Annotated in this window: 13 protein-coding genes; 5 read left to right on the top strand and 8 right to left on the bottom strand. The window is 71.1% G+C overall.

Annotated elements, in window-relative coordinates:
- The 4 genes from H5J26_RS19510 to H5J26_RS19495 form a co-directional block, all read right to left on the bottom strand.
- Nucleotides 1-188 (bottom strand): DUF2510 domain-containing protein (locus H5J26_RS19510; protein WP_181767193.1); only part of this gene is annotated, 188 nt, incomplete at its 3' end.
- Nucleotides 189-291: 103 nt separating this feature from the next.
- A complete protein-coding gene (locus H5J26_RS19505; RefSeq protein WP_181767191.1) occupies nt 292-1098 on the bottom strand; it encodes a 3-oxoacyl-ACP reductase in 807 nt (268 codons plus the stop codon).
- Nucleotides 1095-2480 carry an aldehyde dehydrogenase family protein gene (locus tag H5J26_RS19500; protein WP_181767190.1) on the bottom strand — a complete coding sequence of 462 codons (1386 nt, stop codon included), beginning with the start codon at nt 2478-2480 and terminating at the stop codon, nt 1095-1097. Before H5J26_RS19500 ends, H5J26_RS19505 begins: the two co-directional genes overlap by 4 nt.
- A gap of 10 nt (nt 2481-2490) precedes the next feature.
- On the bottom strand, nt 2491-3858 hold the full coding sequence (locus H5J26_RS19495; protein ID WP_181767189.1) for a glutamine synthetase family protein: 1368 nt from the start codon (nt 3856-3858) through the stop codon (nt 2491-2493).
- An 85-nt stretch (nt 3859-3943) separates the two neighbouring features.
- On the opposite strand from H5J26_RS19495, the gene H5J26_RS19490 reads away from it, so the two are divergent.
- The 3 genes from H5J26_RS19490 (at nt 3944) to H5J26_RS19480 (ending at nt 7153) form a co-directional block, all read left to right on the top strand.
- The gene (locus H5J26_RS19490; RefSeq protein ID WP_181767188.1) at nt 3944-4723 is read left to right on the top strand and encodes a FadR/GntR family transcriptional regulator; all 780 of its coding nucleotides are present in this window, start codon (nt 3944-3946) and stop codon (nt 4721-4723) included.
- A gap of 145 nt (nt 4724-4868) precedes the next feature.
- Nucleotides 4869-6371, top strand: a complete 1503-nt coding sequence (gene eat / locus H5J26_RS19485) for an ethanolamine permease (protein ID WP_181767187.1) — start codon at nt 4869-4871, stop codon at nt 6369-6371.
- Between the two features lie 44 nt (nt 6372-6415).
- Entirely contained in the window at nt 6416-7153 is a 738-nt protein-coding gene (locus H5J26_RS19480; RefSeq protein WP_181767186.1) for a gamma-glutamyl-gamma-aminobutyrate hydrolase family protein, read from the top strand.
- 29 nt (nt 7154-7182) lie between these two features.
- Here H5J26_RS19480 and H5J26_RS19475 read toward each other — a convergent pair whose 3' ends face one another.
- On the bottom strand, nt 7183-7932 hold the full coding sequence (locus tag H5J26_RS19475) for a helical backbone metal receptor (protein ID WP_181767185.1): 750 nt from the start codon (nt 7930-7932) through the stop codon (nt 7183-7185).
- 793 nt (nt 7933-8725) lie between these two features.
- Between H5J26_RS19475 and H5J26_RS19470 the strand changes: the two genes are divergently transcribed.
- Both H5J26_RS19470 and H5J26_RS19465 read left to right on the top strand, forming a co-directional pair.
- Nucleotides 8726-9640, top strand: a complete 915-nt coding sequence (locus H5J26_RS19470) for a 5'-3' exonuclease (protein ID WP_181767192.1) — start codon at nt 8726-8728, stop codon at nt 9638-9640.
- An 83-nt stretch (nt 9641-9723) separates the two neighbouring features.
- Entirely contained in the window at nt 9724-10569 is an 846-nt protein-coding gene (locus tag H5J26_RS19465) for a siderophore-interacting protein (protein WP_181767184.1), read from the top strand.
- Nucleotides 10570-10695: 126 nt separating this feature from the next.
- Here the strand turns inward: H5J26_RS19465 and H5J26_RS19460 are convergent, their stop codons facing one another.
- The 3 genes from H5J26_RS19460 to H5J26_RS19450 all read right to left on the bottom strand — a co-directional run.
- Nucleotides 10696-11883 (bottom strand): phosphatidylinositol-specific phospholipase C1-like protein, encoded by a 1188-nt coding sequence (locus tag H5J26_RS19460; protein ID WP_181767183.1) that lies wholly within the window; start codon nt 11881-11883, stop codon nt 10696-10698.
- 235 nt (nt 11884-12118) lie between these two features.
- A complete protein-coding gene (locus H5J26_RS19455) occupies nt 12119-14923 on the bottom strand; it encodes a DEAD/DEAH box helicase (protein WP_181767182.1) in 2805 nt (934 codons plus the stop codon).
- 45 nt (nt 14924-14968) lie between these two features.
- Nucleotides 14969-15672: diacylglycerol kinase family protein (locus H5J26_RS19450; RefSeq protein WP_181767181.1), on the bottom strand; the 704-nt coding region annotated here is incomplete at its 5' end.

Here is a 15672-nt window from a genome sequence, read left to right as displayed (position 1 = left end):
GCGCCGACGAGTACGGCTGCCACGAGCACGAGCCCGCCGACGATCCCCGCCACCAGGGGGCCGCGCACGGCTCCCCTGGTGCGGGTCTGGCCACTCCAGGCGTTCCCGTCCCACCAGCGTTCTCCCGTACGGGAGTTGGGTTTCCGCGCCAGGTCGGGGTCGGGGTACCAGCCGGGTGGCGTTGTCATGGTCACCCGTCGACTGTAGGACAACAGGTGTACGAATCGCACGGTCGTCGCCCGGCCCCCGGCTGGCCGGAAACCGCCGGGCGGGACCGGTACCGGAGCAGGGCTACACCGGCGTGACGTACGCCCCCGCGATGCCGCCGTCCACCATGAAGTCGGTGGCGTTGACGAAGGAGGAGTCGTCGCTGGCCAGGAAGGCCACGGCTGAGGCGATCTCCTCCGGCTCGGCGAAGCGGCCCGGCGGCACGTGCACGAGGCGGCGCTGCGCGCGTTCCGGGTCCTTGGCGAACAGCTCCCTGAGCAGCGGGGTGTTGACCGGCCCCGGGCAGATCGCGTTGACCCTGATGCCCTCCCGCGCGAACTGCACGCCCAGTTCACGCGACATGGCCAGCACGCCGCCCTTGGACGCGGTGTAGCTGATCTGCGAGGTGGCGGCGCCCATCACGGCCACGAAGGACGCGGTGTTGATGATGGAGCCCCGGCCCTGCTGCCGCATGTACGGGATGGCGTGCTTGCAGCACAGGTAGACCGACGTGAGGTTCACCTGCTGTACGCGCTGCCAGGCGTCCAGGCCGGTGGTGAGGATCGAGTCGTCGTCGGGCGGCGAGATCCCCGCGTTGTTGAAGGCGATGTCGACCGAGCCGTACGTCTCGTGCGCCGTCCTGAAGAGGGCCTCGACCTGCGCGGCGTCCGTGACGTCGGTCTCCACGTAGATCCCGCCGCTCTCCTCGGCCGCCGCCTTGCCGCGCTCGGCGTCGACATCGGCGCAGACCAGGCGCGCACCCTCGGAGGCGAGCCGCCGCACGGTGGCCAGGCCGATGCCGCTGCCCGCGCCCGTCACGACGGCGGTGCGGCCGACGAGGCGGCGGCATACGGGCGTTGCTCCTGCGGAGCCGGTGAGCGAATCGGTCACGGCTGCTCCTCCGTACTGATGAAGACGTTCTTTGTCTCGGTGAAGGCGGTCAGTGCGTCCGGGCCGAGTTCGCGCCCGAGACCCGACTGCTTGTAGCCCCCGAAGGGGGTGCTGTAGCGCACGCTGCTGTGCGAGTTGACGGACAGGTTGCCCGCCGCGACGGCACGCGAGACGCGCAGCGCGCGGCCCACGTCCCGGGTCCAGATCGAGCCGGAGAGGCCGTAGTCGGAGTCGTTGGCGATACGGACCGCGTCGGCCTCGTCCTCGAAGGGGATCGCCACGGCGACCGGGCCGAAGATCTCCTCGGCGCTGAGCCTGTCACCGGATGTCCCTTCAAGGACTGTCGCCGGATACCAGAACCCCTTGCCGGAGGGCACCTCCCCGCGGATGAGGGCGGGGGCGTCCTCGGACACGAATCCGCGAACCCGCTCCCGCTGGCGCTGCGAGATGAGCGGCCCCATCGAGGTCGCCGGGTCGGCGGGGTCGCCCGCGGTGAAGGCCTTCACCGCGGGCTCCAGCAGTTCGAGGAAGCGGTCGTAGACCTCGCGCTGCACGAGGATGCGGCTGCGGGAGCAGCAGTCCTGGCCGGTGTTGTCGAGGAACGAGCCGGGCGCCGCGGTGGCTGCGGCGGCGAGGTCGGCGTCGGCGAAGACGATGTTCGGGCTCTTGCCGCCCAGTTCGAGCGTCACCCGCTTCACGCTCGCCGCGCACCTCGCCATGATGTCCTTGCCGACCGCGGTCGAGCCGGTGAAGACGACCTTGGCCACGCCCGGGTGCTCGACCAGGGCCGTGCCGGCCACCGGCCCTTCTCCGGGCAGGACTTGGAAGAGCCCTTCGGGCAGGCCGGCCTCCAGGCCGAGTTCGGCGAGCCGCATCGCGGTGAGCGGTGTGGTCTCCGCGGGCTTGAGGACGACCGCGTTGCCGGCGGCCAGCGCGGGGGCCGTGCCCCAGGCGGCGATCGGCATCGGGAAGTTCCAGGGCGCGATGACCGCGACGACGCCGAGTGGTTCGGCGAAGGTGACGTTGATGCCGCCGTCGACCGGGATCTGGCTTCCGTTGAGCCGCTCCACTCCCCCGGCTGCGTAGTCGAGCAGGTCGCGGGCGTTGCCCGCTTCCCCGCGCGCGTTGCCGATCGGATGACCCGCTTCCTGGACCTCCAACCCGGCCAGCTCTTCGAGGTGTTCGTCGACGACGACCGCGAACCGGCGCAGCAGCCGCGCCCGTTCACCCGGCGCGAGCGCCGCCCATGTGCGCTGCGCACGGGCGGCCCGCCGGACGGCGGCGTCGACGTCGCCCGGAGTGGCGGCGGCGACGGTGGTGATCAGTTCCTCGGTCGCCGGGTTGACGACCGGGAGTCCGTGCTTCTGGTGCTCGTCCTGCAAAGTCCGGTCCTCACATGCGTTCGAAGGAGCGGTAGCGCTCCCAGTCGGTCACGGCCTTGTCGTAGGCCTGCTGCTCCACGTGCGCCATGTTCAGGTAGTGCGCGACGACGTCCTCACCGAACGCCTCGCGCGCGATGGCGCTGTGCTCCCACAGCTCGGTGGCCTCCCGGAGAGTGGCGGGCACGTGCACCGCGTCGCCCGTGTAGGCGTTGCCGGTGCAGGCCTCCTCCAGCTCCAGCTTCTGGTCGATGCCGTGCAGCCCGGCGGCGATCATCCCCGCCACGGCGAGGTACGGGTTCACGTCACCGCCCGGGACGCGGTTCTCCAGCCGGTGGCCGAGGCCGTGACCGACGATGCGCATGGCGCACGTGCGGTTGTCGGGGCCCCAGGCGACGGCGGTGGGAGCGAACGAGCCCGGCTGGAAGCGCTTGTAGGAGTTGATGTTGGGCGCGTAGAGCAGGGTGAACTCGCGCAGCGCCGCCAGTTGGCCCGCGAGGAAGTGCCGCATCGTGGCGGACATGCCGTACTGGCCCTCCTCGTCGGCGAGGACGGGGGTGCCCTTCTCGTCACGCAGCGACAGATGGATGTGGCAGGAGTTGCCCTCGCGCTCGTCGTACTTCGCCATGAAGGTGAGGGACTGGCCGGCCTGCGCCGCGATCTCCTTCGCACCCGTCTTGTAGACGACGTGCTGGTCGCAGGTGAGGAGCGCCTCGTCGTAGCGGAAGGCGATCTCGTGCTGGCCGAGGTTGCACTCGCCCTTCGCGGACTCCACGAGCATCCCGGCCTGGGCCATCTCGTTGCGGATGCGGCGCAGCAGCGGCTCGACGCGGCCGGTGCCCAGGATCGAGTAGTCGACGTTGTACTGGTTGGCCGGGGTCATCCCGCGGTAGCCGCGGTCCCAGGCCTGCTCGTAGGAGTCCTGGAAGACGATGAACTCCAGCTCGGTGCCGGTGTAGGCGCTCCAGCCGCGCTCGGCGAGACGGTCGAGCTGGCGGCGCAGGATCTGCCGGGGCGAGGCGACGACGGGCGATCCGTCGTGCCAGGCCAGGTCCGCCGTGATCATGGCGGTGCCCGGGTTCCACGGGACGAGGCGCAGCGTGCTGTTGTCGCCGTGCATGGCGAAGTCGCCGTAGCCGCGCTCCCAGGAGGACATGGCGTAGCCGTCGACGGTGTTCAGGTCCACGTCGACGGCGAGGAGGTAGTTGCAGCCCTCGGTGCCGTGGTCCAGGACGTCGTCGAGGAAGTGGCGGGCGGAGAACCGCTTGCCCTGCAGCCGCCCTTGCATGTCGGTGAAGGCCAGGGTGACGGTATCGATCTCCCCCCTGTCGACGAGCACTCGCAGCTCGTCCACGGAGAGTGGGGCTGTACGTTCTGCCACTTCCGGCCTCCTGTCGATCCACGGGAAGTCATAAGGTAGTCCGGAAGACCATTGGTTCGGAAGGGGTTCCGATGAGGGAGAGCCTGTGAGTGCCGGCAAAAGCGGGCCGGGGCCGTCCCGCGAGCAGACCGGCACCGACCGGCTGGCCGCCGTCCTGCGGCCCGTGCGCGCAGGGAACGGCTTCGAGGAGGCTCTGGAGCAGATACTCCAGATCGTCCGGCTCGGCCTGGTCGCGGACGGTGAACGGCTCCCCGCCGAGCGCGAACTCGCGGAGCGGCTCGGCATCAGCCGCGTGATGCTGCGCGAGGTCCTCAAGGCACTCGCCGAACAGGATCTGGTGGTCAGCCGCCGCGGACGTTACGGCGGCACCTTCGTACGGCTCCCCCAGCCTCCCGAGGAAGGCGTGGAAGCACCGGTGCACCTGCGGCGGAAGGCGTCCGGGCCCGGGGAGGAGGTGGACGTCCTCGACACGTTGCGCTTCCGCGAGGTGCTGGAGACCGGTGCGGCCGAACTGTGCGCGTCGCGCGGCCTGTCGGAGGCCGAGGCCGCACGGCTGCGTGCCGCACTCGACGCCACGCGGGACGCCGCCCTGCCCGACTACCGGCGCAGCGACACCCTCTTCCACCTCACGCTCGTCGAGCTGGCCGAGTGCCCGTCGCTGACCGCCCAGTACGCGGCCGTACGCGCAAAGGTCAACGACCTGCTGGGGCGCATCCCGCTGCTCGTACGCAACCTCGAGCACGCCCAGCTCCAGCACGCCGCGCTGGTCGACGCTGTCCTCGCCGGCGACCCCGAGCAGGCGCGCGCGGTGACCCGCGAGCACTGCGCGGGAACGGCCGCGCTGCTGCGGGGTTTTCTGGGCTGACCCTCGCCCGGCAGACTGTCCGTCCGCGAAGACGGGGGCCGTGTCCGCCGATGCGTAACTGCGACGTAATGTGCAGGGGGTTGCGCCGGGACCGAACTCAGGGCAAAGGTATGTGTCCACACCAATGCCGGAGGTAGGAGCGGTCATGGCCGACGGAACCAAGTCCCCTCACTCGTCCCCGGACACCGGCCAGGAGAGCGCTGAGGCGTATCTGGAGCGGCGTTCCCTCCGGCGCGGCAGTGCCGGCTGGCTGCTGCTGACCGGTCTCGGCGTCGCCTACGTCGTCTCGGGTGACTACGCGGGCTGGAACTTCGGCCTCGCCGAGGGCGGCTTCGGCGGGCTGGCGATCGCCACCGTGCTCATGGGCACGATGTACGCCTGCCTCGTCTTCTCGCTGGCAGAGCTCTCCTCGATCCTCCCCACGGCCGGCGGCGGCTACGGCTTCGCCCGCCGCGCGCTGGGCACTTGGGGCGGATTCCTGACCGGCACCGCCATCCTCATCGAGTACATCCTCGCTCCGGCCGCCATCGCGGTCTTCATCGGCGGTTACGTCGAGTCGCTCGGCCTGTTCGGCATCGAGGCGGGGTGGCCCGTCTACCTCGCCTGCTTCGTGATCTTCATCGGCATCCACCTCTGGGGTGTCGGCGAGGCGCTGCGGTTCAGCTTCGTGGTCACCGGCATCGCGGTCGCCGCTCTGCTGATCTTCTGCATCGGCGCCTTCACGCACTTCGACGGCGGCTCGCTCAACGACATCGCCGTCGACGGCAGCGCCTTCGGCTCCAGCTCGTGGCTGCCTCTGGGCGTGCTGGGCATCTGGGCGGCGTTCCCGTTCGGCATGTGGTTCTTCCTCGGAGTCGAGGGCGTGCCGCTGGCGGCCGAGGAGACGCGCGACCCCGTCAGGTCGATGCCGAAGGCGCTGGCGTGGTCGATCGGCATCCTCGTGGTGCTGGCCGTGATCACCCTGCTGCCCGCAGCGGGTGCCTCCGGTTCGGACGCCGTCAAGGACGCCGACAACCCGCTCGTCGCGGCACTGGAGGCGGCCTCCGGCGGCGACCCCACCACCCTGAGCCGCATCGTCAACTACGCGGGCCTGGCCGGTCTGGTGGCCTCGTTCTTCTCGCTCATCTTCGCGGGATCCCGTCAGCTCTTCGCGCTCTCCCGCGCCGGTTACCTGCCGCGTTTCCTCTCCCTGACGAGCAGCCGCAAGGCTCCCTACCTCGGCCTGCTGGTGCCCGGTGCGATCGGCTTCTCCCTGGCAGCCGCCACGGGCGACGGCGCACGGATGCTGAACATCGCGGTCTTCGGAGCCGCCATCAGCTACGTACTGATGTCGCTCTCCCACATCGTGCTGCGCCGCCGGGAGCCCGAACTGCCGCGGCCGTACCGCACGCCCGGTGGTCTGATCACCTCGTCGGTGGCCTTCGTGCTCGCCTGCTCGGCGGTCGTCGCCACGTTCCTCGTGGACCCGACCGCCGCCGGCATCGCCCTGGTCCTGTACGCGGTGGCCGTCGGCTACTTCGCCTTCTACAGCCGTCACCACCTGGTGGCCGCTGCCCCCGAGGAGGAGTTCGCAGCGCTCGCAGCGGCCGAGGCCGAGCTGGACCGCGGCGACGACGACGCTTCTCCGGCCGTCAAGGACCGCCCGTAAGCTGGCCGGACGGGGTCCACAATCCGCCGCCGGAGGCATGGTTCATGCGTACGCCGCTGATCGGCATCAGCACCTATCTGGAGAACGACGTCCGCTGGGGCGTGTGGCAGCACCGCGCGGCGGTGCTGCCCGCCGGATATCACCGTCTCGTCCAGCGCGCGGGCGGTGCGGCGCTTCTGCTGCCGCCGGACGTGCCGGAGCGTGCCCGGGAGGTCGTGGCACGGCTCGACGCCCTGGTCGTCTCCGGCGGCCCCGACGTGGAGCCCGTACGGTACGGGGCCGTCGCGGAAGCCGAGTGCGGGCCGCCGTCGCCCGAGCGGGACGAGTGGGAACTGGCCCTCATCGAGGCGGCCCTGGCCCAGCGCGTGCCGCTGCTGGGGATCTGCCGCGGCATGCAGCTGCTCAACGTCGCGCTCGGCGGCACGCTGGTCCAGCACCTGGAGGGCCACCGCGGCGAGCCCGGCGTCTTCGCTCAGCACACGGTGCGGCCGGCGGCGGGCACGCGACTGGCGCAGATCCTTCCCGAGCCGGTCTCCGTGCCCACCTACCACCATCAGGCGCTGGCACGGACCGCGGACGGCCTCGTGCAGAGCGCCCACGCGGAGGACGGCACCACGGAGGCCGTCGAACTGCCGGACGCCGAGCACCCGTTCGCCCTCGCCGTCCAGTGGCACCCCGAGGAGGGCCAGGACCTCCGCGTCATGCGCGCCCTGGTGCACGCGGCACTCGAACCCTCTGAGCAGGGGGAGCTGGCACCGTCGGGACCGTCACTGCACGGCTGAGCGGTCGTCTGTCCCCGGGCGTCCTCCGCTCAGCCGAGCGCCTCACGCAGAGACGCGGCCAGCGCCTCCGGGGCACCGGTCAACGAGGGCCCGTACCAGGTGAGTCGGCGCCCGCTGACGAGAGCCGAGGGCAGCTCCGGAAAGGCCTCCGGGCCGTCGTCCGCCGTGAAGAGGTAGGGCTCGTCCGGCAGCACGACGAGACGCGTGAGGCCCGGTTCGTTCAACTCCGGCAGCGGAACGCGCGGATAGCGTTCGGCATGCTGCGCGTAGACGTTGCGTACACCGAGATGAGCCAGCAGCGCTCCCGCGAAGGTGTCGCGGCCCAGCACCATCCAGGGTTTGCGCCAGATGGGGACGACGGCGTCGACGTCGAACTCCTCGCGCACGTCGGCCCATGCGTCCTGAGCCTGCTCCAGCCACTCCGGCCTGTGCAGCCCGCACCCCTCGGTCAGCACCCTGTCCAGCTCGCTGAACGCCTCGGCTAGCGTGCGCACTTCGGTGACCAGCACCTCGAGCCCGGCGGCGCGCAGCACGGCGAGGTCGACCTCGCGGTTCTCCTCCTCGTTGGCGATCACGAGATCGGGGCCGAGGGCCACGATCCGCTCCAGGTCCGGGTTCTTGGTGCCCCGTACCCGGGTCACCTCCAGGCCGGGTGGATGGCTGCACCAGTCGGTCGCCCCGGCCAGCAGCTCGGGCGCGCTCGCCGCAACCGCTTCCGTGAGGGAGGGGACGAGGGAGACGACGCGTCGCACGGTGCCGGTATTCGCCCTGAGCGTCATACCGGCACCGTACGCCCCCCGTGCGGCTTCATCTGCCGCTCCCCCGTACGGCATCCCGCACGTCCGGCGGTCGTCCTTCGGCGGGCACACCGCGCGAGTGCTGCGCGGAGACGCGTCGAAGGTCCGGAAGTGCGTTCCTCGTACGAAGAAGAGAGTAGGTCGGAGTCGGCCAACGAGGGAGGTGAATTTCCGCCACGCGTACGAAAGTTGCGCGTTCGAAAGCTTGACGGATCCGGGTGTCGGGGGTTACCGCCGGTTCGGGGTCGGGCGGGGACGTTCAGGGGACGCGCGAGGATTCGTCTCGGGGGCGCCGCACCGCCATCACCCACGGCCGTTCGCGACATCGCGCGCCGCACCAGGGCCGTCCTGTGCCACGGCCCCACATCGGTCAACGCCCGCCCCACCAGCGGAATCCGCCCCTCCCATGGAAGCTCGCTGCTCACCGGCCCCAGGAGAGGAAGAACGCGCACCGCCCGGCGGCGGAGGGTGTCCGGCGGTGCGGCGCCCGGAGAGCCGAAAGAAAGGGCTTCCACACGGTTCGGATGCTACCGCCGCCCGGATCCGGGCCTGCGGAGGGCGCGATGGGCGGTTTCGTCCCCCGGCGGGTCTCGCACGGGCGGCTGAAAGCACGGTGTTACCGGCGGAGACACCCCCGCGCCCAGCAGACAGGGCGCGTCCCGTAGGCCTGCGTGGCCGTACCCCCGGCCACGCCTGCGCCGGGCGCGACGGGTGCAACGGTGCTGTCGGTCCCGTACGGCATCATCGGCACGTGACTACGACGGCACGCAATTTGATGCTCCTGGACACCTCGTCCCTCTACTTCCGCGCCTACTTCGGCGTTCCGGAGTCGGTCAAGGCCCCGGACGGAACCCCGGTCAACGCGGTACGCGGCCTGCTCGACTTCATCTCGCGCCTGGTCGTCGACCACCACCCGCACTCCCTGGTCGCATGCATGGACTTCGACTGGCGGCCGCAGTGGCGCGTCGAGCTCATCCCCTCCTACAAGGCGCACCGAGTCGCCGAGGAGGTCCCCGCCGGCCCGGACGCCGAGGAGATCCCGGACACCCTCAGCCCGCAGGTGCCCGTGATCGACGAGGTGCTGGACGCGGTGGGCATCGCCCGCGTCGGCGCTGCCGGGTTCGAGGCGGACGACATCATCGGCACGCTCACCGCCCGCGCCTCCGGGCCGGTGGCGATCGTCACCGGCGACCGCGACCTCTTCCAGCTGATCGACGACGAGCGCGGCGTGCGGGTGCTGTATCCGGTCAAGGGCGTGGGCACGCTCGACACCTACGACGGCGCCGCTCTGCGCGCCAAGTACGGCGTGGACGGCGCCGGTTACGCCGAGCTGGCCCTGCTGCGCGGCGATCCCAGCGACGGCCTGCCCGGAGTCCCCGGAGTCGGCGAGAAGACGGCCACGAAGCTGCTGGAGCGGTACGGGGACCTGGCGGGCATCATGGCCGCCGTCGAGGACCCGCGCTCCGCCATCACCCCCGCACAGCGCAGGCGGCTGGACGAGGCACGCCCTTACCTCGCGGTGGCGCCGAAGGTGGTCCAGGTCGCGAGCGACGTGGAGCTCCCCTCCTTCGACGCCGCGCTGCCGGCGCAGCCGCGCGACCCGGAGGCGCTGCGGGAGCTGGCGGAGCGCTGGGGCCTCGGCGGGTCTCTCCAGCGGCTGCTGGCCGTGCTGGAGAGCCGGCACCGGTGAGCCGCACACGGGGCCGATGACTCGGAGGTGGTAGGTTAGGTAACCCTAACCACTTCACGCACGCCTTGTTCCAGGAGTCCCACGTGGCAGACCGCACGGCCCGCAAGAAGATCCAGGTCCACCAGGCGCGCGTCGTACGCACCGAACGGCTGACGCCCCACATGGTGCGCCTCGTCCTCGGGGGCCCCGGTCTGGAGCACTTCTCCGCGGGCGAGTTCACCGACCACTACGTCAAGCTCCTCTTCCCGGTGCCCGGGGTGGAGTATCCGGAGCCCTTCGACATCGGCCGCATCCGGGAGGACTTCCCCCGCGACCAGTGGCCGGTGACGCGCACCTACACCGTGCGTTCCTGGGCGCCCGTGGCACGTGAGCTGACGCTCGACTTCGTCGTGCACGGTGACGAGGGGCTGGCCGGCCCCTGGGCGCGCAACGCGCAGCCCGGCCAGGAGATCCGCTTCCTCGGCCCCGGCGGCGCCTACTCCCCCAGCCCCGAGTCCGACTGGCATCTGCTGGCCGGGGACGAGAGCGCCCTGCCGGCCATCGCGACCGCCCTGGAGGCCATGCCGTCGGGCACCTCCGTACGGGCCCTGATCGAGGTCGAAGGGCCGCAGGAGGAGCAGAAGCTGAGCGTGCCCGACACAGCCGACGTGACGTGGCTGCACCGCGGCAAGGCCCGGGTCGGCGAGCTGCTCGTCAAGACGGTCCGGGCGATGGACTTCCCCGAGGGACGGGTCCAGGCCTTCGTGCACGGCGAGGCGGGCTTCGTGAAGGAGCTCCGCCGCCATCTGCGGCTCGAACGGGGCGTGGAACGCGAGCAGTTGTCCATCTCCGGCTACTGGCGCCTGGGCCACGACGAGGACGGCTGGCAGTCCTCGAAGAAGGAGTGGAACGCACAGGTGGAGGCGGAGCAGGAGAACCGGCAGGCCTGAGTCCGCGTGGCCCGGCCCAGGGCAGCGCGACGTCCCGTCACCCGACGAATCGCCGGCGGCGCCCTCTCATGAGGACGCCGCCGGTCCGTGCTCCGGGAGGGCTGCCCCTGCCCACGTCCGGTGGCCTCAGCGCTCCAGCGGCCCGCCGGGGCACTTCGGCTTCGCCGCGGTGACCGGATTGCATCTCACGGGGCCGCTGCCGTCGGGGAGTTCGGCGACGTAGTCGGAGCCGTAGCGCGCGGCCATGCCGGGGACGGGGAAATCGGTGGAGACCATCTGCGCACCTGAGGTCAGAGCGTCGCGCAGCATTCCCGTGTCACCGCTGGACGCCTGATCGAGCGGCACGTCTGAGCGGGTGCGCACGAAGTAGCCCTGCCGCACCAGGTCCTGGATGGCACCCTTGCCGGCGCCCGTCGGGTCGTTGACCTTCATGAAGGCCGCGTCGGGGCGCCCCGGTTCGGAGTCGGTGAACAGGACCCTGCCCTGCAGGCTCTCGCGACCGCCCGCGCGGTACGCGTCCTGCAACTCCTGGTCGTCGTTGTCCATCAGGAACATCACCTTGCCGCGCGCGTCGGCGAGGCGGGGCCAGCCGTGCTCGCGTACGGACTCCCCCAGGGTCTGGCCGGGGCGGCGCAGGTCGTCGGGCGTGACGGTCGCCCTGTCGGGGAAGACCGTACGGATCTCGGCGTCCAGAGCGTCGAGCATCGCGGTGGTCCAGGGGGGACTCACGGCGCCGCCGCGCCCCTCCAACTCCGGGTCGGTCTGCTTCAGTTCGAGCAGGACGGGCACGGGCACACGGCCCGGCCGGCTCTCGGACCACTTCCTCACCTGCCGCAGGCAGCCGGTGAGGGTGACGCAACTGCTGCGGTAGTCGAAGTCGGCCCAGTGCAGCACCTTGAAGCCGGGCTTGTGCAGGTCCGGGTCGTCCAGCGGAGGCAGCCCCGCGCTCTTGCGGATCAGCGGATCGGCGTAGAGGCCGCCGTCGGGGTCGGGAAAGACGTCCAGTTCGATGCCCCGTGCCTGCTGCCGGGACAGCTGCGTCGGCAGGGAGGCGTGGCTGTAGAGCAGCGTGGCGAAGTTCGGATCGTGCTCGGCCATCAACTTCTGTTCGGCGAAGGAGGCTTCACGGTGGTAGCTGTTGTGCGTGGCCATCGACTGGAGCTGGGTGATGCGCAGCTTGCCGGCCGGATCGGCCCTGCCCTCGGCGGCCCCGGACGCCGACGGCGAGGGCGCGAGGGTTGCGGACGTCAGCGCCGCCACTGCGGCGAGCGCGGTGGCGGCGACAGTCCAGCGGCCGGACCTGGATCTCTTCATGGTGCGCACATCGACCTCCCATGAGGTCATCAGAAGACGGGCGGGAGACGGAACACGGCATCCGCGACGGGATGCGAGCACCCTGACGCAGCCGAAGAGCGCGCAGGCGCCCCGCAGTTGACGCCTCGGTGAACATGCCCGCGCGGGCCCGCCCGGTCAACACCCGTCGCGTACAAGGACCCTGAGCGAGGCCCAGGTGTCAGCCGCCGGCTGCCGGAACCCGGCCTGCGCCCCGTCAGCCCACGCTCGTGTACGCGACGACTCCGCGGCGCATCGAATCCAGCGCCTTGCGCGCGTTCTTCGCGACGCTGCCGCCCTCGGGCGCCGCGACCGCGATCTGGCCCAGCACGTCGATGCACTGCTTGCACCAGCGCACGAAGTCGCCGGCGGGCATCTCCGCGTCGCGCAGCACCTCGTCCAGCCCGTGGCCTTCGGCCCAGCGGTAGGCGGCCCAGGCGAAGCCCAGGTCCGGTTCACGCTGGCCGACACCCTCGGTCTGGCGGATGCGGTGCTCCTCCTCCAGCGCGTCCAGGCGGCCCCAGATGCGCACCATCTCCTCCAGCGCACCCCTGGCCTTGCCGCCGGGCAGCTTCGGCGGAAGCGCGTCGTCGGCCGAGCGGGACTCGTAGACCAACGCCGATACGCAGGCGGCCAGTTCGGACGGGGGCAGGCCTTCCCAGACCCCTTCACGCAGGCACTCGCTTGCCAGCAGGTCCAGCTCGCCGTAGAGCCGCGCGAGCCGCCGCCCGTCCTCGGTGACCTCGTCGCCCCGAAGGTAGGCGAGCTCCGTCAGCAGAGCGGAGACCCGGTCGAAGGTACGGGCGATGGTGTTCGTCCGGCCTTCGATCTTGCGCTCCAACTGGCGTGTGTCGCGCAGGAGCCGGTGGTAGCGCTCGGCCCAGCGGGCGTGGTCCTCACGCTCGTCACAGCCATGGCAGGGGTGCTGCCGGATCTCGGTGCGCAGCCGGGCGATCTCGGTGTCGTCGGCGGCGGCAGCGCGTTCCTTGCGGTGGCGCGGCGGCGCGTGGTGGCCCGCCTTCGTGCGCAGCGCGGAGGCCAGGTCGCGTCGTGACTCGGGGCTGCGGGCGTTGAAGGACCGCGGAATGCGCATCCGCTCCAGCGGCTCCACCGGGACGGGGAAGTCGATCGACCCGAGCCGCTTCACCTGCCGCTGAGCGGTCAGGACGAGCGGACGGGGCCCGTCGTGCTGCTGCCAGCCGCGCTGGTGCGACGGACCGCGCCCGCCGCTCCCGGTGCCCGGGTCCAGGATGAGCGCCAGCCCGGCGAACTTGCCGGTGGGCACGTGGATCACGTCCCCCGGCTTCAGCTTCTCCAGCGCGGCCGCGGCCTGCGCCCGGCGCTGAACGGCGCCCTGCTTGGCCAGCTCGGTCTCGCGGTCCTTCAACTGCCGCCGCAGCCGGGAGTACTGCTCGAAGTCGCCGAGGTGGCAGATCATGGACCCGCGATAGCCCTCCAGGCCCTCCTCGTTGTGCTGGACCTGACGGGAGATGCCCACGACCGAGCGGTCCGCCTGGAACTGCGCGAACGACGTCTCCAGCAGCTCGCGGGAGCGGTGCCGCCCGAACTGGCCCACGAGGTTGACGGCCATGTTGTACGAGGGCTTGAAGGAGGAGCGCAGCGGATACGTACGCGTGCCGGCAAGGCCCGCCAGCGCACCCGGGTCCATGCCGCGCTGCCACAGCACGACGGCGTGGCCCTCGACGTCGATGCCTCGGCGCCCGGCCCGGCCCGTCAGCTGCGTGAACTCCCCGGGCGTGATGTCGGCGTGCTGCTCGCCGTTCCACTTGACCAGCTTCTCCAACACCACGGAGCGCGCAGGCATGTTGATGCCCAGGGCGAGGGTCTCGGTCGCGAAGACGGCCTTGACCAGGCCGCGTACGAACAGCTCCTCCACGACCTCCTTGAAGGTGGGCAGCATGCCCGCGTGGTGAGCCGCGATGCCCCGCTCCAGGCCCTCCAGCCACTCGAAGTAGCCCAGCACGTGCAGATCGGTGTCGGGGATGTCCGCGGTGCGCTCCTCGACGATCTCCCGCACCCGCGCCCGCGCGGCGGTGTCGTTGAGCCGGAGCCCGGCGTACAGGCACTGCTGTACGGCCGCCTCGCAGCCGGCACGACTGAAGATGAAGGTGATCGCGGGAAGCAGACCCTCCGAGTCCAGCCGGTCGATGACCTCGGGCCTGCTCGGGATCCAGACGCGCCTGCGCCGCTCTCGCTCCCTGTCCGCCTCGCGGCGGGGGCCTCCGCGCCTGCGGTCGCGCGGGGAGGAGACGCGGCTGTTCTCCATCCGGGCCATCCGTACCAGGTCGGGGTTGACCTCCCGCTTGTCGCCCTTCTCCTCGAACAGGTCGTACAGCCGGCGGCCGGCCAGCACGTGCTGCCACAGCGGAACGGGGCGGTGCTCGGAGACGATCACTCGTGTGTCGCCGCGGACGGTGTCGAGCCAGTCGCCGAACTCCTCGGCGTTGGAGACCGTCGCCGAGAGGGAGATCAGGGTGACCGACTCGGGGAGGTGGATGATGACCTCTTCCCAGACGGCGCCCCGGAAGCGGTCGGACAGATAGTGCACCTCGTCCATCACGACGTATCCGAGACCGACGAGCGACTGCGATCCGGCGTAGAGCATGTTCCGCAGGACCTCGGTCGTCATGACGATGATCGGTGCATCGCCGTTGACGCTGTTGTCCCCGGTCAGCAGGCCCACGCGGTCCGCGCCGTAGCGCTTGGCCAGGTCGTTGTACTTCTGGTTGGACAGGGCCTTGATGGGCGTCGTGTAGAAGCACTTGCGGCCCTGGGTGAGGGCCAGGTGGACGGCGAACTCGCCGACGATCGTCTTGCCGGAGCCGGTCGGCGCGGCGACCAGCACTCCCTTTCCGGCTTCGAGGGCTTGGCACGCCTCGATCTGGAAGCTGTCGAGATCGAAGTCGTACAGGTCACGGAAGGGGGCGAGAGCGGTGGCCTGGTCTGCGGCACGCTTCCGCGCCGCGGCGAATCGCTCAGCGGGGGACAGGTCCTCGGTCATCGTGACTAAGAGCCTACCGGCCCCCTCCGACACCGCTCACGATCTTTACTCCCCGACGAGGAGCCGCACCGCCCGTGGAACCACCTGCGCCGTCACCGGGAGCCGCCCCAGCGGCTCGCCGTCGGCGTAGGCCGTCACGTCCGCGGCCTCCAGCCGTACGCTGCGGGCCCGGAACGTGGTGACGGCCGGATGGCTCAGATGGGTGCCCTTGTAGACGCGGGGGAAGACCCGCAGCAGCGTTCCCCGGCTGCAGTCCCCCACGATCGTCACATCGAGGAGACCGTCGTCCATCTCGGCTCCGTGGCAGATGCGCATGCCTCCGCCGTACGAGGGTCCGTTGCCCACGGCCACCAGCGTGGCGTCGATGTCCTGCGGCTCCCCGTCGTCGAGCGTGAGCCGGTAGGGGACGGTCTTGAAGGCGGCCAGTTCCGCGACTATCGCCAGGTCGTACTTGAGCCGCCCGGCCGGCCAGCGCATCCGGTTGCCCCGGTCGTTGACCCGGGAGTCGAACCCGGAGGCCAGCACCGATCCGAACCAGCGCTCCCCCACCCGCCCGAGGTCCAGCATGCGCGAGTGCCCGGCCTTCAGGGCCTCGCCGATCAGCCGTCCGGCTTCGCCGGGCTGCCGCACCGGCAGGCCCGTGGCCCGCGCGATGTCGTTGCCGGTGCCCACGGCGACGATGCCGAGCGGGAAGCGGGCGCGTGCAAGAACCGCGTCCAGGACGGAAGCAGGAAGTCCGCTGCCGAGAA

It is taken from the genome of Streptomyces albidus (ex Kaewkla and Franco 2022) (assembly GCF_013870515.1).
Classification (GTDB): Bacteria; Actinomycetota; Actinomycetes; order Streptomycetales; family Streptomycetaceae; genus Streptomyces; species Streptomyces albidus.
Note: the sequence above shows the minus strand (reverse complement) of the source record. Positions and strands in the feature narration are given on the sequence as shown.

Excerpts from the sequence above, each read along its gene's own strand:
- H5J26_RS19475 (WP_181767185.1), bottom strand. The coding sequence starts at position 7,932 with ATGACGCTCAGGGCGAATACCGGCACCGTGCGACGCGTCGTCTCCCTC.
- H5J26_RS19480 (WP_181767186.1), top strand. The coding sequence starts at position 6,416 with ATGCGTACGCCGCTGATCGGCATCAGCACCTATCTGGAGAACGACGTC.
- eat (WP_181767187.1), top strand. The coding sequence starts at position 4,869 with ATGGCCGACGGAACCAAGTCCCCTCACTCGTCCCCGGACACCGGCCAG.
- H5J26_RS19455 (WP_181767182.1), bottom strand. The coding sequence starts at position 14,923 with ATGACCGAGGACCTGTCCCCCGCTGAGCGATTCGCCGCGGCGCGGAAG.
- H5J26_RS19470 (WP_181767192.1), top strand. The coding sequence starts at position 8,726 with ATGCTCCTGGACACCTCGTCCCTCTACTTCCGCGCCTACTTCGGCGTT.
- H5J26_RS19460 (WP_181767183.1), bottom strand. The coding sequence starts at position 11,883 with ATGAAGAGATCCAGGTCCGGCCGCTGGACTGTCGCCGCCACCGCGCTC.